The sequence below is a fragment of the Spongiibacter nanhainus genome (genome assembly GCF_016132545.1).
GTDB classification, from domain to species: Bacteria; Pseudomonadota; Gammaproteobacteria; order Pseudomonadales; family Spongiibacteraceae; genus Spongiibacter; species Spongiibacter nanhainus.
This window is the reverse complement of sequence record NZ_CP066167.1, coordinates 122,436-144,660: the sequence shown is the minus strand read 5'-3', so window position 1 is coordinate 144,660 and position 22,225 is coordinate 122,436. Positions and strand designations below refer to the sequence as shown.

Here is a 22,225-nt window from a genome sequence, read left to right as displayed (position 1 = left end):
AACCCCACCGTTGCGTTCAGTCGTTTTCTAATCGCCCATCGATCACGGACGACGGCGTGGCATCCTTGACCGCCGAGAGCAGGTGCGGTGAGACATTCCAGCGCTGCCCGCTGTCCGTCACCACGGTTACCGTCTTGCGATTGAATTTCATAATGGTCGCGAGGACCCGGTCGCCCTGCGGGGAGCTGAAGCTGACCCGAGCGCCGGGGTGGAACTGCATCATCGACTGGTGTGCGTGCATCGATTCCAGCATCTTCAGGCGCTCAACAATACGCTGGTTCAACGCCATCAGTTCGTCGGCATCGAGATGATCGATGTCGATTTTCATCACCCGTTTCATGAGGCCACCTTCACTACCTCGGGAGCCTTTGTAGGCATCTGCCATGGCAGTAACGCTTCGATGTCTTCAAGGCCTTGTGCTCGGGGCAATTCAGTAAACACCCGCTTCAGGTAAGCAAAGGGTTCCAGGCCATTCGCCTTGGCCGTTTCAATCAGACTGTACAGGTTCGCACTGGCGGTGGCGCCCGAGGTCGAGGCGCTGAACAGCCAGTTCTTGCGCCCCACCACGAAGGGGCGGATCGCGTTCTCTGCCGGATTATTGTCTATGCCGAGCCGACCGTCCTGCGTGTAGACGGTCAGTTTGCTCCAGTTCTTCTCCAGATAGCTCAGAGCCTTGCCCAGTAATCCTTTGGGCAGAGTAGTATGCAGGGTTTTGTCCAGCCAGACGCGGATGGCTTGGAGCTGGGGAACGCTCTCCTGCTGACGCAGGGTGTAGCGCGCTTCCGGCGACAGGGTCTCTGCCCGCTTCTCGATCGCGTAGAGCTTGGCGATCATGCTCACCGCCATATCGACCTTACCTGCCTTCTTCTGCTTGCCGACGGCCTTCTGCGCTTCCACAAACTTGCGGCGGGCATGTGCCCAACAGCCCAGCTGGGTAATACCCGCTTGGGCGCAGGCCCCGTTGTACCCCGCATAGTCATCGGTCTGCACATAGCCCTGGTAGCCCATCAACAGCTGCTGGGCCACCTCTCCCCGGCGACTGTCAGCATAATGGTAAAGTTTAGTGGTTTGCGTGGGCGGCCCGCCGACCCGCACCCACATATAGGAGTGGCTCTGAGCCTCCTTACCCGGCTCCTTCAACACCTGCACGGTGGTTTCATCGCACCGCAGTACCGGATAGCTTAACAAGTGATCCTGCAACAGATTGATCAGCGGCTGTGCCAACTGGCCCGCCTTGACCATCCACAGCGCTAAGGTATGGCGGGGGAGATCGATATCGCTGCGCCCGAGAATACCCTCCTGCCGGTACAGCGGCAGTGCATCCTGGTATTTGGCAACAGCGATGTGGGCCAGCAAGCCCGGGCTGGCCTTGCTCTTGGGAATCGGCTGCGGCGGCAGTGGTGCAGTACTGACGTTGCCTTCGCACTGTTTGCAGGCATACTTTTTACGAACGTTCACCAGTACCTGAACCTTGGCCGGAATGATGTCCAGCTGTTCGCTGGTGTCTTCGCCAATACAGTCACGCACACAACCACAGGTGCAGACTTTGTCGGCGTCGGGCAGGTCATGTTCAATGCGAATGCGGGGCAGGTCTGCCGGAAGCGGCTTGCGGCCGGGCTTGGCTTTACGGGGAGCCGCTTCTCGCTGAGCTGGCGCTGCCGACTCAAGCGCTTCGGCTTCCGACGCCGACTCCATCATGTCGATCAACTCGGCCTCGTTAAATAACTCAGCCTGCTGGTCGCTCTTCTCACTGCTCGACCCAAAGCGCTTTTGCTTGAACAAGCGAATCTGTTCTTCAAGCAGGTGGATGCGCTGCTCCTTCTTCAGAAGCAGAGTCTTCAGTGCATCGATATCGTCAGGCAGGGACTGTGGAGAAGGCGCTGTCATAGCGCCCTATTATACTGGAGGGAGCTCAGGATACCGAGTCAAAATGCAGGGTTTGATGGGGCCGCTGGGCCCAGATATCAAAGCCGTCGAGCAGATAATTCAAATCGCGGCCATCGCGCTGCTCATACAAGAAGGCTGATTCCCGTGGCCAGCGGAAACGCTGCTTCTCAAGGCGCTTGTACCAGAGCACAAAGCCATTGCGCTCCCAGTACAGCATTTTGATCTTGTCTCGTCCCCGATTGCAGAAGACGAACAGCGCTTCTGACATCGGGGAGAGCGCCAGTTCACTCTCAACGAGCAGGGCCAGCCCATCAATGGACTTGCGCATGTCTACGGGCTCCAGGTACAAATAGACCTGAACGCTCGGCGACGGGCGAAGCATCACGCTGACTCCCGCAACGCCCGGAGCACGGTTGGCAGCAATTCGGCCAGTGCGTGAGCGGGCAACTCGAGGCGTATGCCATGGGGTAAACCGAGCACCAAGCGATCGCTTGTCACCGGGGGCGACAGTGGCATGAACTTCCGGCGCTTTTTATTAGCCCGTGTGCGCCAGTAGGCGAAGTTCGACGGCTTGAGGTCATGCTGTTTGCAATACTCGATCTGAGACAGGCCGCTGGCTTCCCAGGCGATGAAGTGCGCTTGCCAGAATTGCTCTTTGGATGAGGTAGGTTCAGTGCTCATAGGATGCTCCAGGTCAGGAAAATCCGGAGCGTAGCCAAGTCGCGGCAGAAAATTTAGATGGGGTTTATTGAGCGCTTACAAGCTTTATATTTTGTGCCTAATATCTATATACCTTTTTGGCTGTGGGGGCGGAGGAGGATCTAGCGCCAATAAAAATCAACAAGATGCAGCGAGTGAAATTGAAAGTTTTAACGCTGAACAGGCAGAAATTCGACGCTCTAATGCATTGCGCTACCTTTATGCCAATCAGCAGCTGGTCGATGCGGTCAATGCATTTAGAGGCGACGTCCTTGGGTTTTTTTTACCTCCTTTAGCAGATCATGACTCGATTCTTGCTGACGAGATTCTCTGCCCTGAGGGTACATACGAAATCCGAGAAACAAAAAAGTCCCTCCGCGCGCGCTTTTATAATTGTATAAACCGCGGCTACCATGTTGATGGAGAGGTAAACTACACTTCATCTGGCAACGTAGACAGCGGCAGTTTTTCAGCAGAGCTCCGCTTCAACGGCTTCTACATAGCTACTGAAAACAATGAGATTGTTTATGATGGCGTTCTTTATTCATCGTTGGATCCTCACGAATATACCATCGGCGGAAATAGTGAGCTTAGATTTACAGATAACCTTACTGGAAATTCCTATGCATGGAGTGAAATTACTGCGAATAGACTTTCACTAAGCGCAAAACTACACGACAAAAACACAGGATGGGTAACGGTTAGTTACGACCAAGACAGTGAAAAGATTGAATTTGTAGGCGCAAATGCAAGTCGGCTTGAAGGGGAGACCACATTCGATCCAGACGGCACCATCCCAAGCAAAGAGCTACAAACCTACCAACTGACATTATTCAATGAAGAAAGTGATTTGCCACAAAGGTTTAACCAGCCAATTCCTATTAATGCTCTTAAAAATGTAGAGCACCAAACGCACTCATCTCCCGAACCTCATATTAGTGGAAATACTTCGCCGGATCGACTAGATAGCGTTGATTTTTCCGGATCGCAGTCGCAAGACAGCAACTACGATGTATTTACATATAAATGGCAGTCCAGCGAAGCACCGAAAGATTGCAACACCACTATAGAGGGCGATGATCGAGAGACAGCTACATTCGTATTTTCCTGCCAAGGCGAGCATGTTGTTAGCTTGACGGTCACTGACTGGACCGGAAGTAACACAGAGTACTTTACAGTAGACGTCCAACCATTGGCTGCAGAGTTATCTACACCACAAACCATCACCCTCGCCGAAGGTCAATCACTCGACGTCTCGCTAGAAGTAAGCAACTTATCTCAGGATGGGCCATACCAGTACTCTCTTATTGCAGCCCCAAATGGTATAAGCATCGACCAAAGTGGCCATATTACAGGGGAGCCCATACCGTTCCTTGATGAAGGAGATACTCGTTTCAAAGTGGTTGCCAGGGCAGATAATGGCCGGCAATCAGATCATGTATTTGAGTTTCAATATCACAACACCGAAGTACAAAAGACACTGGTATCTGGAACCGCGCTATGCCTTAGAGACGGCTTTAGACACTTTGCCGATACAAATGGTAACGGCTTTCCTAATTTAGTCTGCGCCAATGAAGAGTCATTTAAGGTAATCGAAGTCAAAAATGACCAAATCTCGACTATCTACTCGTCACCTGCTTCCTATAGCCCCAACTATGAATTAGTGGATGTCGGTCAACAAGACCTTAACGGTGACGGAATAGATGAAATCTTGCTTGCCTACGATGATCGCATTTTTGTGCTATCAGGCGAGGGCTATCAGATAATTTCAGAATTCGTCGTTCCTTGGCGCGATACAAGCTCTGCAAACCCAGACCGTGTTCGCTATCAATTACACCCTATAGCAGAAGGGGCAAAAAGCATTGCTGTCTCCGCCCCAAAGTCACCTGATTTTGGAAAAAACCTTTATCTTTTCAATTTAGATGGTAGCTATCTGAGCTTTGATAGTAGCACTCACGGCGACAGGCTTCTCTTAGCAAACATTGACAATGATCCTGAACCGGAAGCTTGGGTAGTCTATGACCATATCAAGCAGACCAAATTCATCGACTATGGAAATCCGGAGAAGGAGCTTCCTTTCAATGCCCAATTTATCGCTGACATCGATGGAAATGATCGCCCTGAATTGGTCGTCATTACACAACCCGATACTGGCAATACCGAGATAATTAGCCTATATGACCCCCAAACGGGAATACTTCAATATCAATCTGAACTTACAATCAATGTGGACTATTATCGGTCCGACATCCAGCTACTAAACGTCGATGACGATAACGCATACGAAGTCTTACTTCGAGACGAGATCGATAAAACTCTCTATATTTTTGACTGGATAAATGAAGAACTACAACTCCAGGGCAGCTACCCCGAATCCGCCGAAGGTAATTACTTAGCGTACTACGGCGGGCTACCGAATGGCGTTTTATTAGACTATGATCCAAAAGCTAGCGTAATATTTCAGCTCGATAAAGGACATCGAAACCTGCAACGTACGTCACCCAGATCGCTCTGCCAAAGCCAAATATTTCCAAGGTCGAGCCAACGCCTTGGTTGCTATGCAACCGACCAGTTCCCCGGGATGGGAAAGGTCGAAATACTCTCCAACGGGAAAATAGCCAGCTATCGGGCTTTCAGTGAAGCGCAATTCGATCTAGCTCATATGACCGAACTATACGATGGTGACCAGATAGTCTCTAGCTATTTTGGCCTGGGGGGGTCAGGCAAAACGCACCGCCTTATGGATAGCTATTCCGAGACAATAATCGGTACCACAACTTTTGCCATCACCAGCAACTTTTTTTCTTACACGAAGGGCGATATAGACGGAGATGGCCTGGTAAATACAGTTGCTTTCGGCGATGAAGACGGCGAGATACAGTGGTTTTCTATTACAGAAGATGAGCTGCACTGGGAAGATATTGACTCTTCTTATAGAGATGGCGAATTTCCACTACAAGTTGTCGATCTAGACGGCGACGGCAAAGACGAAATTGTCGCCATTCGTAATCGCGTAGCTGCTACCGACCAGTATGAGGAGATCTCACTGTTTAGATTTAATGGTATAACCCTAGAGCTTGATCGGCAGTATGCTCTTGAAAACCCCAACGGCGGTTATACTTTCGGCATTCAGGACATCGACGGCGACGGAAGCCGGGAAATCATTGTAGCAGAGCGAGATGCCTATGGATGTAAGGCAGGCGAGAAACTTAGCGATGTTTATGTTTTTAGGGGCGACCTCACACTTCAACAATCGCTTGAGATTAGTGAGTGCATCACCAGCATTCCAAATTTCCCTGTAGATGTATCGAAACAGAATATAATCGTAGCCGTCACTAGAGAACAATCTCTCTCTGGCGCAAGGCGATTACGCCACGTAAAGCTAGTAGAATTCGGAATCAGGTCACCTGAGATACTCTGGGAGTCGCAGCGTTTTTTGGGAAATCTTAAAGAAGATGGCTTTATGGCTTTTCCTTTGGGCAAGGACAGCGATTTAAAAGCGACGTTGTCGACTAGTGCAGGAGTATATTTCCTCAGGTAGGAAGGGGTTATCTGTATATTGCTTTCATAACAATAGAGTGATTGTTGCCTAAAGAAAAACGCCTTTATCGTCGCGATCACTCTGATACAGTTCTACCACTTCCCCCAAAGCCCTTTCATCGCCTAGACATTGTACAATGACGTCCGCCGTATCGGCGCGACTAATCACTTGTTCGACGGCATCGTCGGGGCGTTGGGTTGTCACGCGGCCGGTGGCCGGCTCGTCGGTAAGGCGTCCCGGGCGCAACACGGTGTAGGGCACGCCAGAACCGATCAAGTACTCATCGGCAAAGTACTTGGCCACCAGATAGGGTTTAATTGCCTCGGGGCCTTTGTCGGGGTCACCGGCAGTGCGGGCGCTGACCATCACGAACTGCTCAACACCTTGCTCCCGCGCTAAATCAATAGCGCGCTTGGCGCCCCACAGGTCCACCAACAGGGTTTTATCCGGGCCGGTCTTGGCCCCGGAGCCAGCGGTGAACACTATCCGCGAGCAGCCCCTAAAAGCGTGGCTAAAATCGCCTTCCAGGTCTGCCACAACGACCTCTACGGATGCTGGAAAACTTACTCGTTGGGGATCCCGAAGCATCGCGACCACGGGCTGCTGTTGATCAGCCAATTGCTGCACAAGTATGCGGCCAATTTGTCCGCCGGCACCTATCACCAAGGTTTTCGTCATTGCATTTGCCCCTCGTTTCTCAACCTGGGGGTCGAGTTTAGTCCTCCGGGCCCACCCACATAAAGGGGTTGTGGGCCACTTCCCAGAGATGTCCATCAGGATCGGCAAAATAGCCGCTGTAGCCTCCCCAAAAGACCTTCTCTGGCGCCTTACAAATGGTGGCTCCGGCCGCTTCCGCCTGCTCCATTACGGTATGCACTTCGGCCTCGGAGGCCACATTGTGAGCGAGGCTAACACCCCGGAAGCCATCGCCCTCTGCGGACACTCCGGCATCGCCGGCCAGGTCTTCCCAGCCGAACAAACCAAGCCATGTGCCGTTTAAGTTGAAAAAGGCGACCGAGGGTGGCGACTGCAAACGGGGAAACCCCAAGCCCCGCTCATAGAAGGCAATAGCCCTGGGAAGATCCCGGACGCCCAGGGTAATCATGCTGATACGGGGCTTCATGGCGATTCCTGTTTTATTGACAAGGCGGGAATGAATACGAGGCGGGAATGACGGCAGCCCCGTCATTCCCCAGAGCGACCAGGTATAGCTAACCCGGGTAGTCGTCAGTCACAACAAGTTCGGCGAAGCCTTCACCAATCAGGTTTACAGGGATCTGGCAGGCCTGTTCCTCGCTCCGATTGTCGTCGTAAAGACAATATTCGATGCTGGCGCGAATACGCAGGTGCTCACAGGGAGTATCGGTATTCAGCCCCACACTGGATCGACTCTCAGCAATGCCGGTATCGGGATCATAGCCGGGGAAGGTAAACTGCAGCGGGATGTTGGTGGACTCATTGGAGCGCACATCTTCGTAGCGGGTTTCGCCATGTATCTTATACAGCCCAGTGCTTTTCTTATCCACCGTGATACGCGCCTCGGGCCGACAGACGCCCTGGTCTGTCTGGCTAGCGATATACATAATTTCAATACGGTCCGACTTGGGCTGGGGACCGTTCTCCGACGATGAGCAGGCGGTGATCACCAAGCCACTGGCTATAAGCGCTGTCGCCGTTCTGGTCATTGATTTACGCATTGTCCTTCTTCCTCCCTGTTTGGTCACAATTCAATTCGCAGACATGGCTAGATTCCGTTATCACTCCAATCCGCTCCGTTGTTATAGTGTTTCAGGATCCGAAGTAAGGCAAGACAATAACCGCCCTCAGGAGGCCACAACATGACTGCAAGTACCGACACGGCGTTAGTGAGCTACCCACTACATGGCAGCTGCCAGTGCGGCAACGTGCACTATCAGCTCCTGAAAGCCCCCGTCAAAGTGTTGGCCTGCCACTGTAAGGAATGCCAGAAACTCTCTACCAGTGCTTTCAGTATTACTGCCCTAGTGGAAGACGATGCAGTGGTGTTTCAGGGCGAACTCCAGGAATGGCAGCGACTGGCCGAGAACGGCAATAAAAACTACGCCAAATTCTGCCCTACCTGCGGTAACCGGATCTACCATTTTAATCCGGACAAGCCGGGCCTGATTAAGCTTAAGGCGGCGAGCCTGGACGACACTCGGGTACTGCAACCCGATCTGCATATCTGGGTAAGGGAAAAACAGGATTGGTACCAGTTACCCGAAGGCGTGGAAGTTTGCGACGGCCAACCGGAGTTGTAGCGCAGCGTGGGGCATCTGCTGATCAACATCCACGGCTTTCTCTCCTCGCATCAATCCCCGAAGGTGCTGGCTTTGGGAGATGCCATCCGGCATCGCTTCCCCTCGGTGGACTTTGTCTCTCCGGCGCTCCCCGACCGCCCCAAGGACGCCGTTGCTGTCGTTGAATCACTCATTACCCAACACGCTGATCAATACAAAACTATCGGCCTAATCGGTCACTCTATGGGTGCTTACTTTGCGACCTGCCTGGCGGTACGCCATCAACTGAAAGCGGTATTGGTAAACCCTGTAGTGCGCGGCTACGAAATCATGTGTGAATTCTATGGCCCCGTTCACAACCCACACACCGGCCGGGATTTTGAGATCGATGAGACAGATATCGACTACCTAGTGAGCATCTATCTGGAGGCCCTGCCCGAACCCTGGCGATTTTTGCTGATGCAGCAGCTGGGCGACGAGATCGTCGATCCGGCTGTCGCAAAGGAATACTACCGGGACAGCCCCCGCATTGTTGAGCAAGGCGGCAATCACGACTTTGCCGGCCTGGAAAATCACACTGACGAGATCGTTCATTTTTTATTTGGCGAAGCGAGGCTCTAACACCTCTGTCATATTAATGTCGTTCCATGGTCACAAACCCCAATAGTAACTGGCACCATGGACAGCAACTCGACGCTTTTGGTCATGGGCACCGCCCGAGGCGGCACCACTTTACTGACCGCCTCCCTTGGCGCTCACCCGGAGATCGCCATGCTGGACGAGGAATTCACCGGCGCGGTATTTAGAGTGACCGGCGGTAAGATTCGCGGCAACAAACTGTGCGTCCCCAATCATCTGGAGTGGAAAAAACACTGGCACTGGTCGCTGCGACTCGCCGGTTTAAATGGCTTTCTGCGCAAGCGCAAATTCTATAACCTGATACCGCGCAGTGAATTGAGTCTGGTTCACTATATGCAGCGCGCCCCGCTGCAGCCAGTGTGTGTTTTGCGGGACCCCAACGCGGTGATTCACTCTATTAAAACCCGTGAACACCGCACTACCGGTATTGCAGTGTATCGCTGGTGTCGCTATATGGAGATAGTTGAGCAATTGATAGAGGAAGCTCACTCAAACCCCAACCTTGCCCAGCCTGTATTGGTTTCCTTTGAGGGCTTGGTGGCGCAGCCGGAAGCGGTATTGCAGACATTGTGTAACAGCTTGGATATCCCCTTTTCACCGCAAATGTTGGAGGGGCCACAGCGAAATGTGCGCTATCCGCGGCAAGGTTTTGAGGCCGACAAAAGCAGAGGTGGCAACAAACCAAACTATCTCAAGCAGGTACCATCGCTTGCACTACAGCGTTATAAGCGCCTGATGAAGCTGGATATTTGCCAACATGCTGCCGTCACACCGACCTTAGCGTCAGAGCTCGCTTGAGACTGGCTAGTAAATTGCGCTTCTTGCGTTTACTGGCGGTATTGGCATGGGGAAAAGGTGCGGCCGGAACCGGCTCATCGAGAAATGCACAGAGCGCTTGCCAACCTTCACCCTCCGCCAAATTCAGCACTAACAGATCGTCGGGGCGCTGGGAAAAATACGTCAATACTGACTGATTATGTGTCTGGTAACAGCGCAGATACACCGCTTCATTGCCTGCCGGGCAGCCGTGTTCGTCGCCGTAAATCCAGCGCCGCATCGGCGTCTCGCGTTGGCCAAAGTGCTTGACCTGACTTTGAATCCAGGCATCTGCATCCCGCAACAACAAAATGAATTTACTGCCGGGAAAGGCCGCGTCTAACTCGCGGTAAAGAATCGGCCAAGGATTATCCTGGAAGGCGTCGAAGTCAGTCGCCCTTTTCAGCGCCTGTTCCACAACGTGCTCAGCAATATCCGGGTCATTGACCCCAAAAGCGCCGGACACCCGATAGCCAAGCATATCAAGTGCGACGCCCAGGCTGGTGGTACCCGTCTTATGAAAACCGAGACAAAATACTTTTCGTTGCTTCACCGCTGCTAATCCTGTTGCCGTAGCCATCGAGTGGGGCGGGGGCTTGTGCCCCCAACTACTGTGATTAGCAACACCATACTCACGCAATATTTCATTCACGTAACCGTATTGTCACCCTCACCACCAGCGTTCACGAATAGTTCACCGCGCTTTCACCGCAGCGACCGATACCTGGGTTTAACTGGCCCTTCTGCTCGGGCAAGCATTGTCCGCACTTTTCTCTCCAGAGGTCGGTATGCGTATTCTCGTTTTATACGATGGCAAACTCGGTCACCTGTCTCAGTCCTACGGCTTTGCTCAGCTCATTGCGTCACGGTTTCTCGGTGATGTTTCGGTACACACCTGCAGCGCCAAACCGCGGCTAAAACTACTCAACAAGCCACTGCGCAAGCTTGCTGGCCTCACGCCCTACCTAGCCTTCAAAACCGTGCTTTCGAGCTATCACGTCGAGGATGCACTACCCGACCAGACAGACATCGTCATTTCCTTTGGCGGCAACGTCGTCGCCCTCAATATCGCGCTCAGCCAATACTGGGGCGCCGCCAACATAGCTATTGGCAATACTTATGGTTTGTCACCGTCCTTGATCTCGGTTCACGCCACCGCTAGGGGTACGGCAGCGGCCAATTCGGTCGCCACCGGTGTGGCACTGGCAAAGACCGACCCAGGCTTCTGTCAACGCGCGGGCGAACTGCTGGTACATAGCGCCAAAGCACCACTGTGGACACTGTTGGTGGGCGGTGACGGCAGCGGCTATCACTATAGTGAAGATGATTGGCAGAAATTGGGGCAAGCCATGCACAGCCTTAGCAACCGTCACGGCATTCGCTGGTTAGTGAGCACCTCGCGTCGAACCCATGCCAAGGGCGTGGAAATTCTGCGGCGCTACGCCACACCTCAGATTTGCGAGGCAGCGATTTGGTACGGCGTATCCAGTACCGATTCACTGGACGCCTATCTCGGCGCCGGCTATCGACTATTTTGCACCGAAGACAGCATGAGCATGCTATCCGAAGCCGTGGCAATGTCGAAGCCGGTGGTGAGCCTGAGACCCAGCGAGACAAGCACCAAACGGGTTCACACAGCGATGTTGAGTCACCTTGAAGAGAGCGGACTGATCGCCCGAGAGTCTGTGGATTCAGTAACGATGTATCAACCCAGACCTTTTGCCCCTAGGCGCAGCTATCGGGCACAACTGGATGATATCTACCAACAGATAGCGGATAAATTAGCACTGCCAGAATTTAGCGCCACGTCAGACCAGCGGGAACGATCGCTAACGTTGCTTGCAACGCACTGAGTGCGGCATTGCACTTTATCTGTCACAGCGCGGAGCACAATGCCTATCGCGACACCAGATAGTTCATCCATTTTCAAAGCTTGCGTGTCCAGTCAAATTCCATTTGACGGGCGGTTTTCTCCGCCAGGCTCATGCTGTGCAGTTTACTCACCAGGTACAGGCTCATGTCGATGCCGGCGGATATACCACCAGAACTGACCACCTTGCCTGCATCTACCCAACGAACGCCCTCCACCACATCAAGATCAGTAAACATCTCTCTGAGCGAAGCAATGTCTTCCCAATGAGTGCTTACTTTACAGGCCAACGAGGGAAGGGCTTTGGCCAGCAAAAAGATACCGGTACACACCGTGGCGGTGAGAATTACGCTCTCCGCTTGGCGCTGAATCCAAGCCATGACCTCGGCGTTTTCCATTTCATGGGTATGTACACCACCAGAGATAATAAGCACATCCAGTGGCGGGTGACCATAAATTGAAAAGTGCGGCTGTACTTGAAAGCCAGCCCGCGCCGCAATCAGCGTTTTGACTTCAGCAAGCAAAAATACTGAAAACGGCTGACCGTCATCACACATTCGCGAAGCGGTGGAAAACACTTCAAACGGTCCGGAAAAATCGAGAACCTCAGCGTCAGGGTAGACGGTGTTTGTCAACAAAGATGTCGCGTTCACTGATTATGCAGCCTTAGCCAATGACGGTTTTTCAGCGCACAATTCTTTCGGGGGATTCAGCCAGACTTCGTCGGCTCTTTCCCAGTTTCGCGTCGGGCCGGACCACCGGTGCGGGTGCTCGGCTTTTGCGGCTTCGTAAAGGGCTTTGCGCTGTCGCAATAATTCTTCGTCGAGCCCGGCATGACGCTGCGCCGGCGTCACATATTTAATCGAGCTGTGACGATGCTCATTGTTGTACCAGGCAACGAACCCATAGACCCAGGCGCGCGCCGCTTCAATACTCTCGAACGGCTTGCGAGGGTAGGCTGGCGTGTACTTGAGCGTACGGAACAGGCTTTCGGAGTACGGGTTGTCGTCGCTCACCGACGGTCGGCTGAACGAGGGGACAATACCGAGGCGCTGCAGGGTGGCCAGCATGGTTGCACCTTTCATAGGACTCCCGTTATCAGCGTGCAATACCAGCTGACCGCGGCGAACGCCTTCAGCCAGACAGGCTTTGCTGATCAGGACGCTGGCATGGTCCGCCGACTCTTCCGTGTGGACTTCCCAGCCGACGATCTTGCGACTGAAGATGTCCTCGATCATGTACAGGCGGTAGAACTGCCCCCGGACACTGCTGGCGAGGAAGGTGATGTCCCAGCTCCAGGTCTGATTGGGCGCTGTAGCGCAAAAGCCTTTGGGCTTCGCCACCGTGCGCGGTGGTTCCGCCGCACCCCGGCGATTGACTTGGCCGGCATCACGCAACACCCGGTAAAAGCTCGATTCCGAGGCGATATACCGGCCCGTATCCGCCAGGCGCGGCACAATCTGCGAGGGCGGCAGGCTGCTGTACTCCGGCAGGTTCGACACGTGCACGATCTCGGCGCGCTCCGTCGGTGTCAGCGCATTGGCGGGCGTACGGCTTTGCGCCGCCGCCTTGCGCTGATCGCCAGGCACGGCCAGTTTGAGAGCCCGTTTCCATCGCTGCAGTGTTCGCACATCAATCTCCAATATCTCGCAGGCTCGGAAGCAGCGGGCACCCGCTACAACCGCCTTGTCAATCAACTCAATCGCCCGTTGCCGATCCGATTCGGCAATCAGTCGTCCTCGCTGTCCCCCCAGATCTCCCGGGCTTTTTTTTGGAGCACCAGTAACGCTGCCGCCTCAGAAAGCGCTTTGTCCTTGCGGTTGAGCTCTTTCTCCAGCTTGCGGCTCTTCTTCCGCTCTTTCTGCCATTCCCGGCGCTCGGCAGCCGTCAGCGGCCGCTCCACGTCGGCACCGGATTCCGCCGCTTCCCGCCAGCGCTGCACCTGCTCTACATACAGGCCTTTCTCACGGCAATATGCGGACAGCTCTTCCTCATTCAGTGCTGCCGTCTCAATGACGACGGCGAGCTTGTTCTTGCCGCTCCAGCTCTCTGGATTGGATGGGTCTGCAGGCACAGCGTTACCTCGATCTCGGTATTGGTTGCGCCAATTGTACAGGGTGGCATCAGAGACGCCGACCTCCCGACTGACCTGCGCTACGGACTGTGCATTGGGCGGCATCAATCGCCTGACCGCCTGTTCTTTGAACTCTTCGCTATATCGTGCCACTTCGGTCTCACTGACCGCCCCCTCGTTGAGTTTTAGGTTGAAAAATGGACACGACTTCTATCCTGACAGAGGGGGTAGATAAAAATCCCGATGTTCATTGCGCCTCCTGCTCATCACGCTCTCTGACCCTTAGCGTTTTCTGCCTCGCTCGATCATATACCCTCAATCGGGGAAGCAACAGAGCATCACCACGCTTTCGCCTGCTTATACTCGGCGACAAAGTTTACGAAGCGGCGGGCATGGGGAGACTTATCCCGCAGCGTGACACCGTGTACCGACTCGGGGCTATTCAGCAGCATCACCAAGGTATTGGGAGCATAGCTGACCGTTCTCACTGCCTCGACGGTGTCGGGTTTGGGCCATTTCAGATTTTTTTCGTTCACCGGCTCACGACGGCGATACAAGACCAGATCGCCGCCACCGATATCGCCAGGTATCTGAAAGTAGTACAGGCCGATAAACAGTTTACTGGGGTGGTCAGTGTGGGGGCCCGTTATTTCACTGCGGCGCCGGGCGGGCGTATTGATGGCGGTGAGCGCATCCAAACTGATGCCTTCACCCTGCAAATACCCGCGCCGTGCCGCAGGCAACGGCTTTGCCAAAAGTGAAGGGTAATAGGCCGCCAACGCCTCGGCGAAAACGCTGCAGAGCTGGTGATAAAAGGCGTCCGAACTGTGAAAATCGATAAACTGTCGCCAACTCTCTGCCACTCCCGGCGCATCCACGAGCCAACGGGCAGATAGGTTAACTCGCCGATTACTGCGTCTAAGGTGGCGCAAGCCCCGCTTCAATGACTTGTTGTCGTCGGTTTGGGCGCAGGCGTGCTTTAGGATCTGTTTGAACTGCGCCGAGCTGGGAAAGCTGGCCTCCAGCTCGCGATACTCTGCATCAGGCAGGGCATTGGGTATCACCAAGTGGGGGTAGGGCTGGTGGACTACATGGGAGTGGTCGACATTGGCAAGTACGCTGATCATCGCAGACGGTAACACCTTGAGACAGTGCCACCATCTTAGCCGTCAAAAATGACAGGAATCTGACTTACGCCCTTTGCCGGTTAACGGCGCCGAACCACGCCGCTGTCATGCCGCGGCGTGGTTCCGGGCGTATCTTCAATGCTTAGCGATTTGGCCGCCTTATTCATGCGATCACTGTTGTGGTCTGCCCCCAATTTGATAAGCAGCCGCAGGTCATTGGCCGAATCGGCGTGGGCAATGGCGTCTTGATAGGTAATTTCGCCAGTGGAATACAACTCGTACAAAGCCTGGTCAAAGGTCTGCATACCGTGCTCGTTGGACTGGCGCATCAAATCCTTCAGTGAGGCGACGTCGCCTTTACGAATCAAATCGGCAGCCAGCGGCGTATTCAGTAACACCTCAACACAGGCGCGTCGGCCGCTGCCATCTTTGGTGGGAATCAATTGTTGAGCCACCATGCCGCGCAGGTTCAAGGACAGGTCCATCCACAATTGGCTGTGGCGATCCGGGGGGAAGAAGTGCAGTATCCGATCCAGCGCCTGGTTGGCGTTGTTGGCGTGTAGGGTACACAGACACAGGTGGCCGGTTTCGGCAAAGGTGATGGCGTGCTCCATGGTTTCCCGGGTCCGCACCTCCCCAATCATGATCACATCGGGCGCCTGACGCAGCATATTCTTCAGCGCGACTTCAAAGGATTCGGTATCAATCCCCACTTCCCGCTGGGTAATAATGCAGCCCCGGTGTTGATGCACAAATTCAATGGGGTCTTCCACACTGATAATGTGTCCCTTGGAATTCTCATTGCGGTGGCCAATCATCGCCGCCAGCGACGTGGATTTACCGGTACCCGTGGCACCGACAAAGATCACTAGGCCGCGCTTGAGCATGGACAGCTCTTTAATAATCTCGGGTAGCCCGAGCTCTTCGGTGGTGGGGATCCGGGTTTCGATGCGCCGCAGCACCATGCCCACCAGGTTGCGCTGGTAAAACGCGCTCACCCGAAAACGACCAATCCCCCGGGCACTGATAGCAAAGTTACACTCTTTATGCTGCACAAACTCCTTGCGCTGAGTGTCGTTCATTGCCCCCATCACCACCTCACGGGCCTGCTCGGGACTCAGCGCGTTACTGCTGATGGGCAGTACCTGGCCGTGAACTTTGATGGAAGGTGGCACGCCGGCAGAGATAAACAGGTCGGAGGCCCCTTTCTCCTGCACGATTCTGAGCAGCTTTTCAATTTCCAAGGGAATCTCCTATTTATTGCTTTGCCAGTGCCGGGACAGCATTTAAAAATTTTCCGGGAAACGGGCTTTGGATTTGGCACCCTCGCGGGTAATTTGGCGCCGGGCCATCAGGTCCTTCAGACACTGGTCCATTGTCTGCATACCTACATTGGCACCAGACTGAATCGACGAGTACATCTGTGCGATTTTATCTTCCCGGATCAAGTTCCGTATCGCCGGCGTACCGATCATGATTTCGTGGGCAGCCACCCGGCCACCCTCGGGCTTTTTCAGCAGGGTCTGGGAGATAACCGCCTGCAGCGACTCCGACAACATTGAGCGCACCATGGCTTTCTCTTCACCGGGGAAGACATCCACCACCCGGTCAATGGTTTTGGCCGCAGAGGTGGTGTGCAAAGTGCCAAACACCAAGTGACCGGTTTCCGCCGCCGTCAGTGCCAGGCGGATGGTTTCCAGGTCCCGCAGCTCGCCCACCAGGATAATGTCGGGGTCTTCCCGCAGTGCCGAGCGCAGCGCCTCGTTAAAGCCGTGGGTATCCCGATGCACTTCCCGCTGGTTGACCAGACACTTTTTGGACTCGTGCACAAATTCGATGGGGTCCTCAATGGTGAGGATGTGGTCAAATTTGTTGTCATTGATAAAGTCGACCATGGCCGCCAGAGTGGTGGACTTACCCGAGCCAGTGGGGCCGGTGACCAACACTAGCCCCCGGGGCATCATCGATACATCCTTGAAAACCTTGCCCATGCCCAAATCTTCCAGGGTAAGCACCCGGGAGGGGATGGTCCGGAATACCCCACCCGCGCCGCGGTTGTGGTTGAAGGCATTGACCCGAAAACGGGCCACACCGGGCACCTCGAAGGAGAAATCGGTTTCCAGGAACTCCTCGTAATCCCGACGCTGGCGATCGTTCATGATCTCGTAGATCAGCGAGTGAACCTCTTTGTGCTCCAGCGGCGGCAGGTTGATACGGCGCACGTCGCCATCCACCCGGATCATTGGCGGCAACCCGGCGGAGAGGTGCAAATCCGAGGCGTTCTGTTTAACACTGAAGGCCAGCAGTTCGGTGATGTCCATGTTATTCCTTTGGCTTTACCAATCGGCGCTAGTGACACCGTTTATACGATATCAGGCATAATCAAACAATGCGCGATCTCCACCATATAGCGGAAAACATTCACCGCATCCAATCCAGCATCCACGACCACGCCGGGGGGCGCGACGTGACATTGATGGCCGTGACCAAAACCCGTGACGCCGAGGAGGTCTGCGCCGCTCTGGAGGCCGGCGCCCGGCACCTGGGTGAAAACTACCTGCAGGAGGCGCTAGACAAACAGCAAGCCGTGGCGGAGCTGACCGCCGATCGCGACAACCTGCCCACGCCCTGCTGGCACTTTATCGGCCCCATTCAATCCAACAAGACCCGCCCCATCGCCGAACACTTCGACTGGGTACACAGCGTCGACCGGGAAAAAATCGCCCGCCGCCTCAGCGAGCAACGACCCTCCGGCAGCCCAGCTCTGAATATTTGCCTGCAGGTGAATATCGACCGGGAAGATAGCAAATCCGGCGCACTCCCGGAGGATACCCTGGCGCTGGCTGAGGCGATAATGCCGCTGCCCCACCTGCAACTGCGCGGGCTGATGGCCATTCCCGCCGCCGGCAAAGCCGAGGCAGAGCAGCGGGCCAGCTTTGCGGCGCTGCGACAGTTACTTGAGCAACTGCAAGCGCGCTGGCCGGAGGCTCCCCTGGACACACTCTCGATGGGGATGTCGGGGGATATGTCGGCGGCCATCGCTGAGGGGGCCACCATCGTCAGAGTCGGCACCGCCATTTTTGGGCCGCGAGCCTGATATACTGCCCAACTTAATCCCAACCTGATCCCAGTACCACAGCACAATCAAGGAGCCTTTTGGCGTGATATCGGCAACAATCGGATTTATCGGCGGCGGCAATATGGCAGCCAGCATTATCGGCGGCCTGCTGGCCAGTGGCGTGCCCGGCAACCACATTCGGGTCGGCGAGCCCAATGCCAAATCCCGGGATAAACTCCAGGCGCTGGGGGATATTCAGGTCGGTGCCGACAACGACGCTGTGATCAGCCAATCGGATATCGTGGTGCTGGCGGTCAAACCCCAGGTCATGCGCAGCGTGCTGGAATCTCTGGCAACGCCGCTGCGAGAGCGCCGCCCTTTGCTAATCTCCATTGCCGCCGGAGTGACCACCGGCGCCATGAACGACTGGCTGGGTGATAACCTGGCCATCGTCCGTTGCATGCCCAACACCCCGGCACTGCTGCAAAGCGGCGCCACCGGCCTGTTCGCCAATGCGGCAGTCAGCGACACCCAACGTCAGCAGGCCGGCGCCATTCTAGAGGCAGTGGGCCTGGCAGTCTGGGTGGAAAAAGAGGTGCAGTTGGACGCGGTCACCGCCGTCTCCGGCAGCGGCCCCGCCTACTTCTTTTTAATGATGGAAGCCATGCAGGCCAGTGGCGAGAAACTGGGCCTGGATGCCGATACCGCGCGCCAACTGACACTGCAAACCGCCCTGGGCGCCGCCCGCATGGCACTGGAAGGAGACGTGGATGTGGCCGAGCTGCGCCGCCGGGTCACCTCCCCCAATGGCACCACCGAGCGCGCCATCGGTCTATTTGAACAAGGCGGCCTGCGGCAACTGGTCGAACAGGCCCTCACCGGAGCCCGGGACCGGGCCGACGAACTGGCTAAAGAATTGGAAGGAGAGTAAGCGCAATGGGCGCCGTAAACGAGATCACTGTTCTTGTCGTCAACACCCTGATCAGCCTGGCAATTTTTGTCTTTTTGCTGCGGGTATTACTGCAGCTGGTGCGGGCGGATTACTACAACCCCATCAGCCAAACCATTGTCAAAATCACCAACCCGCTGGTGCTGCCACTGCGCAAAGTGCTGCCACCCGTGGGCCGGGTGGATACCTCGTCGCTGCTGCTGGCAGTCCTGGTCCAGGCCATCGGCATTGCCGTGCTCTATAAAATCTACGCCGGTGGCATCCCCAACCCCGCTCAACTGCTGGTCTGGGCGATATTGGGACTGTGTGGCGCGATACTGAGCTTCTACTTCTTTGCCATCATCGCCCACATTATTTTGAGCTGGGTGGCCCAGGGCACCCACCACCCCGCTGCCGCCTTGCTGCATCAAATCACCGAGCCGGTGATGGCGCCGTTTCGCAAACTGATCCCGCCGCTGGGTGGACTGGACCTGTCGCCAATTCTGGTGTTTCTTTCTATCAATGTACTGGAAGTGCTATTGCGCCATGTGGGCGCCTCAATGGGGCTGCACCCGGCCTTGGTTATGGGGCTGTAGGCACTGGTGTTATTGGGCGTTAGGCACTGGTGTTATTGGGCGTTAGGCACTTGGTAATAGGACTGTAAGCGATTCCACAGCCGCATATGAATAAGCACTACCGCTGGCAGGGCGAGGATTTAAAACTGTTCTGCTACATCCAACCCGGCGCCAGCCGTGAGGAGTTTGCCGGTCTCCACGGCGAGCGGCTCAAAATTCGTATCGCCGCCGCGGCCACCGAAGGCCGGGCCAATAAGCAGCTACAACAATTTCTGGCCAAGGCCTGCGGAGTAAAAAAGCAGGCGGTGGAAATCACCAGCGGCGCGCAAAGCCGGCAAAAAACCCTTACAATCCGAGCACCTGTAAAACTTCCGGCGGCCCTGCAGCTCGACGCCGCCGGCCCGGCTACGGCCCAATAAGGCAAGGAATTTACACACAGCGGATGAGCGACACACAGTCCGATAAACACACCACTGCCGGCAGCGTGGGTATAGTCTCCCCACAGACCGTGCACTTCGACCAGCCACTGATGCTGTCCTGCGGGCGGGCCCTGCCAGAGCACGATATTGTCTACGAGACTTACGGCACGCTGAACGCCGACAAGTCCAACGCCATTCTGATTTGCCACGCCCTCAGCGGCCATCACCACGCCGCCGGCTATCACAGCGAAGACGACCGCAAGCCGGGCTGGTGGGACAACTGTATCGGCCCCGGCAAACCCATCGACACCAATCACTTTTTTGTGTTGAGCATCAATAATATCGGTGGCTGCCACGGCTCCACCGGCCCGGCTTCCATCAATCCCGAAACCGGCAAACCCTGGGGGCCGGATTTCCCAACCCTGCGCTGCCGGGACTGGGTGGAAAGCCAGCGGCTAATGATGCTGCACTTTGGTATCAGCCAGTGGGCGGCGATTGTCGGCGGCAGCTTAGGCGGCATGCAGGCCATGCGCTGGGCCCTGGAACACCCGGATGAGCTGCGCCACTGCGTGGTCATCGCCTCGGCGATGAAATTATCGGCCCAGAATATCGCCTTTAATGAAATCGCCCGGGCCGCCATCACTTCGGACCCTGACTTCCACGGCGGGCGCTTTTTGGAGCACGGCACCCTGCCCCGCCAGGGCCTGTCACTGGCGCGGATGATCGGCCATGTCACCTACCTCTCCGACGATGGCATGAAGGAAAAATTTGGCCGCGACCTGAAAGCCGGCTCCCTGCTGATGGGCGCCGATGACGGCCCGGTGGAATTCCAGGTAGAAAGCTACCTGCGCTACCAGGGCGAGACCTTCTCCACCGCTTTTGACGCCAACACCTACCTGTTGATGACCAAAGCACTGGACTACTATGACCTGGCCAGGGAGTACGGCGACGATCCCATTGCCGCCTTCCGCCACGCCACCTGCAGTTTTATGGTGATGTCCTTTACCTCGGACTGGCGCTTTGCCCCGCCCCGCTCCCGGGAAATTGTCGACGCCCTGGTGGCCGCCAACCGGCCAGTCAGTTACGCCGAGATCGAAGCCAATCACGGTCACGACGCCTTTCTGATGCCGATTCCCCGTTACCTCGATGTCTTCTCCGCCTATATGCAGCGGGTTAAGGAGGAGTGCCATGCGTCTTGATCTCACCATGATCCAACCCTGGATCACCCCCGGCACTCGGGTATTGGACTTGGGCTGCGGCGACGGCACCTTGCTCAAGACCCTGGCCGAACAGCGCCAGGTCAGCGGTATCGGTCTGGAAATCGATGAAGACTACATCACCCAGGCCCTCACCAAAGGCGTCAACGTTATCCAGCACGACCTCAACGAAGGGCTCGGCAATTTCCTCGACGACAGCTTTGATATGGTGGTGATGACCCTGGCTCTGCAAACCCTGCGCTACCCCCACAAGGTCATCGATGAAATGCTGCGGGTGGGCCGGGAGTGCATTGTCACCTTCCCCAACTTCGGCTATTGGCAAAGTCGCTGGCACCTCAATTTCCGGGGCCGCATGCCGGTGTCCAAGTTTTTGCCCTTTACCTGGTACGACACCCCCAACATTCACTTTTGTACTGTGCGGGACTTTGAAGCACTGTGCGAAGAAAAAGACATTCGCATACTCAACAGCGCGGTGATTGGCGGCGACAACCGCCAAAGCGCCCTGGCTGATCGCTTCCCCAATCTGTTAGGTGTGACCGCCGTATACCATATCAGCAAGTGATAACTGCCACCGGGTGGCCCGGTGGCTGAAACAGACCTGAACAGACTGCAACGAGGTCCAAAGCATGACACGCATTGCACTCCGCTTATTGAATCTGGTTTTGGTGGTCGCCCTGGCAAGTACCGCCGCTGTAGCCCAAGAGTCACAAACGCCGACACCCACCTCCACCGACTTTGGCCGGGACACCGTCCACTACACGGTATTTAACACCACCTTTTTGTCACCGGAGGTTGCCCAAGCCTACGGTATTACACGGGGTGACGATAAATTTCTGGTGAACATCTCGGTGATTCGTCGCGGCGACGATGGCGAGGCACCCATCCGTGCCGAGGTCAGCGGCTCCACCTCCGACCTGATCCATCGCACCGAGCTTATCTTCCGGGAGGTGATCGAGCAGGACGCGCTCTACTACATTGCCGCCTTTGAAACCGACGGCAAAGAGGAGCGCCGGGACTTTCGCCTGCAAGTGGGCGTCGAGGGACGCAGCCAACCCTACGACATTCAGTTCAACAAACAGCTCTACCACTCGAAGGACGGCCTGTAGGGACGGCCTGT

General features: G+C 55.4%; 25 protein-coding genes. 12 read left to right on the top strand and 13 right to left on the bottom strand.

The features are described from left to right. Positions 1-16: 16 nt before the first annotated feature. The 4 genes from I6N98_RS00745 to tnpA are packed head-to-tail and all read right to left on the bottom strand — an operon-like array spanning position 17 to position 2,568. Positions 17-340: a hypothetical protein gene (locus I6N98_RS00745; RefSeq protein ID WP_232787388.1), complete on the bottom strand. Its 324-nt coding sequence runs from the start codon at positions 338-340 to the stop codon at positions 17-19. Next, entirely contained in the window at positions 337-1,887 is a 1,551-nt protein-coding gene (gene tnpC, locus I6N98_RS00740; RefSeq protein ID WP_198569505.1) for an IS66 family transposase, read from the bottom strand. The genes I6N98_RS00745 and tnpC overlap by 4 nt, the downstream gene beginning before the upstream one ends. Positions 1,888-1,912: 25 nt before the next feature. Beyond that, a complete protein-coding gene (tnpB, locus tag I6N98_RS00735) occupies positions 1,913-2,269 on the bottom strand; it encodes an IS66 family insertion sequence element accessory protein TnpB (RefSeq protein ID WP_232787526.1) in 357 nt (118 codons plus the stop codon). After that, positions 2,269-2,568: an IS66 family insertion sequence element accessory protein TnpA gene (gene tnpA, locus I6N98_RS00730; protein WP_198569507.1), complete on the bottom strand. Its 300-nt coding sequence runs from the start codon at positions 2,566-2,568 to the stop codon at positions 2,269-2,271. The genes tnpB and tnpA overlap by 1 nt, the downstream gene beginning before the upstream one ends. A 67-nt stretch (positions 2,569-2,635) precedes the next feature. Here tnpA and I6N98_RS00725 point away from each other — a divergent pair, with 67 nt between their 5' ends. Then, positions 2,636-6,127 carry an FG-GAP-like repeat-containing protein gene (locus I6N98_RS00725; protein WP_198569928.1) on the top strand — a complete coding sequence of 1,164 codons (3,492 nt, stop codon included), beginning with the start codon at positions 2,636-2,638 and terminating at the stop codon, positions 6,125-6,127. A 48-nt stretch (positions 6,128-6,175) separates the two neighbouring features. Here the strand turns inward: I6N98_RS00725 and I6N98_RS00720 are convergent, their stop codons facing one another. The 3 genes from I6N98_RS00720 to I6N98_RS00710 all read right to left on the bottom strand — a co-directional run bounded on the left by I6N98_RS00720 (position 6,176) and on the right by I6N98_RS00710 (position 7,824). Next, positions 6,176-6,805, bottom strand: a complete 630-nt coding sequence (locus tag I6N98_RS00720) for an SDR family oxidoreductase (protein WP_198569927.1) — start codon at positions 6,803-6,805, stop codon at positions 6,176-6,178. A 37-nt stretch (positions 6,806-6,842) separates the two neighbouring features. Continuing rightward, on the bottom strand, positions 6,843-7,250 hold the full coding sequence (locus tag I6N98_RS00715; RefSeq protein ID WP_198569926.1) for a VOC family protein: 408 nt from the start codon (positions 7,248-7,250) through the stop codon (positions 6,843-6,845). 88 nt (positions 7,251-7,338) lie between these two features. Next, positions 7,339-7,824: a hypothetical protein gene (locus I6N98_RS00710; protein ID WP_198569925.1), complete on the bottom strand. Its 486-nt coding sequence runs from the start codon at positions 7,822-7,824 to the stop codon at positions 7,339-7,341. Positions 7,825-7,965: 141 nt separating this feature from the next. On the opposite strand from I6N98_RS00710, the gene I6N98_RS00705 reads away from it, so the two are divergent. From I6N98_RS00705 to I6N98_RS00695, 3 genes are read left to right on the top strand one after another with little or no spacing between them, the layout of a single operon-like run. Then, on the top strand, positions 7,966-8,406 hold the full coding sequence (locus tag I6N98_RS00705; protein WP_198569924.1) for a GFA family protein: 441 nt from the start codon (positions 7,966-7,968) through the stop codon (positions 8,404-8,406). 6 nt (positions 8,407-8,412) lie between these two features. Next, positions 8,413-9,006 (top strand): YqiA/YcfP family alpha/beta fold hydrolase, encoded by a 594-nt coding sequence (locus tag I6N98_RS00700; RefSeq protein ID WP_198569923.1) that lies wholly within the window; start codon positions 8,413-8,415, stop codon positions 9,004-9,006. 57 nt (positions 9,007-9,063) lie between these two features. Further along, a complete protein-coding gene (locus tag I6N98_RS00695; RefSeq protein ID WP_198569922.1) occupies positions 9,064-9,822 on the top strand; it encodes a sulfotransferase family protein in 759 nt (252 codons plus the stop codon). Here I6N98_RS00695 and I6N98_RS00690 read toward each other — a convergent pair. After that, a complete protein-coding gene (locus I6N98_RS00690; RefSeq protein WP_198569921.1) occupies positions 9,791-10,393 on the bottom strand; it encodes a sulfotransferase family protein in 603 nt (200 codons plus the stop codon). The two genes, I6N98_RS00695 and I6N98_RS00690, sit on opposite strands and share 32 nt — an antisense overlap. Before the next feature lie 235 nt (positions 10,394-10,628). Between I6N98_RS00690 and I6N98_RS00685 the strand changes: the two genes are divergently transcribed. After that, positions 10,629-11,693: an ELM1/GtrOC1 family putative glycosyltransferase gene (locus I6N98_RS00685; protein WP_198569920.1), complete on the top strand. Its 1,065-nt coding sequence runs from the start codon at positions 10,629-10,631 to the stop codon at positions 11,691-11,693. 73 nt (positions 11,694-11,766) lie between these two features. Here I6N98_RS00685 and I6N98_RS00680 read toward each other — a convergent pair whose 3' ends face one another. The 5 genes from I6N98_RS00680 to I6N98_RS00660 all read right to left on the bottom strand — a co-directional run bounded on the left by I6N98_RS00680 (position 11,767) and on the right by I6N98_RS00660 (position 17,232). Further along, positions 11,767-12,348, bottom strand: coding sequence for a DJ-1/PfpI family protein (locus I6N98_RS00680; protein WP_198569919.1), 582 nt, complete (start codon positions 12,346-12,348; stop codon positions 11,767-11,769). Positions 12,349-12,366: 18 nt separating this feature from the next. Next, a protein-coding gene (locus I6N98_RS00675) for an IS3 family transposase (protein ID WP_420496975.1) occupies positions 12,367-13,937 on the bottom strand; the annotation gives its coding sequence in 2 pieces (ribosomal slippage) (positions 12,367-13,475 and positions 13,475-13,937; 1,572 coding nt in all). A gap of 185 nt (positions 13,938-14,122) precedes the next feature. After that, a complete protein-coding gene (locus tag I6N98_RS00670) occupies positions 14,123-14,911 on the bottom strand; it encodes a hypothetical protein (RefSeq protein WP_198569918.1) in 789 nt (262 codons plus the stop codon). Positions 14,912-14,991: 80 nt separating this feature from the next. After that, on the bottom strand, positions 14,992-16,155 hold the full coding sequence (locus I6N98_RS00665; RefSeq protein WP_198569917.1) for a PilT/PilU family type 4a pilus ATPase: 1,164 nt from the start codon (positions 16,153-16,155) through the stop codon (positions 14,992-14,994). A 42-nt stretch (positions 16,156-16,197) separates the two neighbouring features. Next, on the bottom strand, positions 16,198-17,232 hold the full coding sequence (locus tag I6N98_RS00660; protein ID WP_198569916.1) for a type IV pilus twitching motility protein PilT: 1,035 nt from the start codon (positions 17,230-17,232) through the stop codon (positions 16,198-16,200). Between the two features lie 68 nt (positions 17,233-17,300). Between I6N98_RS00660 and I6N98_RS00655 the strand changes: the two genes are divergently transcribed. From I6N98_RS00655 to I6N98_RS00625, 7 genes are all read left to right on the top strand, one after another. After that, positions 17,301-18,008 carry a YggS family pyridoxal phosphate-dependent enzyme gene (locus I6N98_RS00655; RefSeq protein ID WP_198569915.1) on the top strand — a complete coding sequence of 236 codons (708 nt, stop codon included), beginning with the start codon at positions 17,301-17,303 and terminating at the stop codon, positions 18,006-18,008. A gap of 64 nt (positions 18,009-18,072) precedes the next feature. Beyond that, entirely contained in the window at positions 18,073-18,900 is an 828-nt protein-coding gene (gene proC / locus I6N98_RS00650) for a pyrroline-5-carboxylate reductase (protein WP_198569914.1), read from the top strand. Between the two features lie 5 nt (positions 18,901-18,905). Continuing rightward, positions 18,906-19,493, top strand: a complete 588-nt coding sequence (locus tag I6N98_RS00645; RefSeq protein WP_198569913.1) for a YggT family protein — start codon at positions 18,906-18,908, stop codon at positions 19,491-19,493. An 86-nt stretch (positions 19,494-19,579) separates the two neighbouring features. Further along, positions 19,580-19,891: a DUF167 family protein gene (locus tag I6N98_RS00640; RefSeq protein WP_198569912.1), complete on the top strand. Its 312-nt coding sequence runs from the start codon at positions 19,580-19,582 to the stop codon at positions 19,889-19,891. Positions 19,892-19,914: 23 nt separating this feature from the next. Beyond that, complete coding sequence (gene metX, locus I6N98_RS00635; protein WP_198569911.1) at positions 19,915-21,090, top strand: homoserine O-succinyltransferase MetX; 1,176 nt, start codon at positions 19,915-19,917, stop codon at positions 21,088-21,090. Then, complete coding sequence (metW, locus tag I6N98_RS00630) at positions 21,080-21,670, top strand: methionine biosynthesis protein MetW (protein ID WP_198569910.1); 591 nt, start codon at positions 21,080-21,082, stop codon at positions 21,668-21,670. The genes metX and metW overlap by 11 nt, the downstream gene beginning before the upstream one ends. A 64-nt stretch (positions 21,671-21,734) precedes the next feature. After that, positions 21,735-22,214 carry a DUF4426 domain-containing protein gene (locus I6N98_RS00625; protein WP_198569909.1) on the top strand — a complete coding sequence of 160 codons (480 nt, stop codon included), beginning with the start codon at positions 21,735-21,737 and terminating at the stop codon, positions 22,212-22,214. The last annotated feature ends 11 nt before the right edge of the window (positions 22,215-22,225 follow it).

Bases quoted from the DNA above. Each gene is read 5' to 3' on its own strand.
- I6N98_RS00745 (WP_232787388.1), bottom strand. From the start codon at position 340: ATGAAACGGGTGATGAAAATCGACATCGATCATCTCGATGCCGACGAA.
- tnpC (WP_198569505.1), bottom strand. From the start codon at position 1,887: ATGACAGCGCCTTCTCCACAGTCCCTGCCTGACGATATCGATGCACTG.
- tnpB (WP_232787526.1), bottom strand. From the start codon at position 2,269: ATGCTTCGCCCGTCGCCGAGCGTTCAGGTCTATTTGTACCTGGAGCCC.
- tnpA (WP_198569507.1), bottom strand. From the start codon at position 2,568: ATGAGCACTGAACCTACCTCATCCAAAGAGCAATTCTGGCAAGCGCAC.
- I6N98_RS00720 (WP_198569927.1), bottom strand. From the start codon at position 6,805: ATGACGAAAACCTTGGTGATAGGTGCCGGCGGACAAATTGGCCGCATA.
- I6N98_RS00715 (WP_198569926.1), bottom strand. From the start codon at position 7,250: ATGAAGCCCCGTATCAGCATGATTACCCTGGGCGTCCGGGATCTTCCC.
- I6N98_RS00710 (WP_198569925.1), bottom strand. From the start codon at position 7,824: ATGCGTAAATCAATGACCAGAACGGCGACAGCGCTTATAGCCAGTGGC.
- I6N98_RS00705 (WP_198569924.1), top strand. From the start codon at position 7,966: ATGACTGCAAGTACCGACACGGCGTTAGTGAGCTACCCACTACATGGC.
- I6N98_RS00695 (WP_198569922.1), top strand. From the start codon at position 9,064: ATGGACAGCAACTCGACGCTTTTGGTCATGGGCACCGCCCGAGGCGGC.
- I6N98_RS00685 (WP_198569920.1), top strand. From the start codon at position 10,629: ATGCGTATTCTCGTTTTATACGATGGCAAACTCGGTCACCTGTCTCAG.
- I6N98_RS00670 (WP_198569918.1), bottom strand. From the start codon at position 14,911: ATGATCAGCGTACTTGCCAATGTCGACCACTCCCATGTAGTCCACCAG.
- I6N98_RS00660 (WP_198569916.1), bottom strand. From the start codon at position 17,232: ATGGACATCACCGAACTGCTGGCCTTCAGTGTTAAACAGAACGCCTCG.
- I6N98_RS00655 (WP_198569915.1), top strand. From the start codon at position 17,301: ATGCGCGATCTCCACCATATAGCGGAAAACATTCACCGCATCCAATCC.
- I6N98_RS00645 (WP_198569913.1), top strand. From the start codon at position 18,906: ATGGGCGCCGTAAACGAGATCACTGTTCTTGTCGTCAACACCCTGATC.
- I6N98_RS00640 (WP_198569912.1), top strand. From the start codon at position 19,580: ATGAATAAGCACTACCGCTGGCAGGGCGAGGATTTAAAACTGTTCTGC.
- metX (WP_198569911.1), top strand. From the start codon at position 19,915: ATGAGCGACACACAGTCCGATAAACACACCACTGCCGGCAGCGTGGGT.
- metW (WP_198569910.1), top strand. From the start codon at position 21,080: ATGCGTCTTGATCTCACCATGATCCAACCCTGGATCACCCCCGGCACT.
- I6N98_RS00625 (WP_198569909.1), top strand. From the start codon at position 21,735: ATGACACGCATTGCACTCCGCTTATTGAATCTGGTTTTGGTGGTCGCC.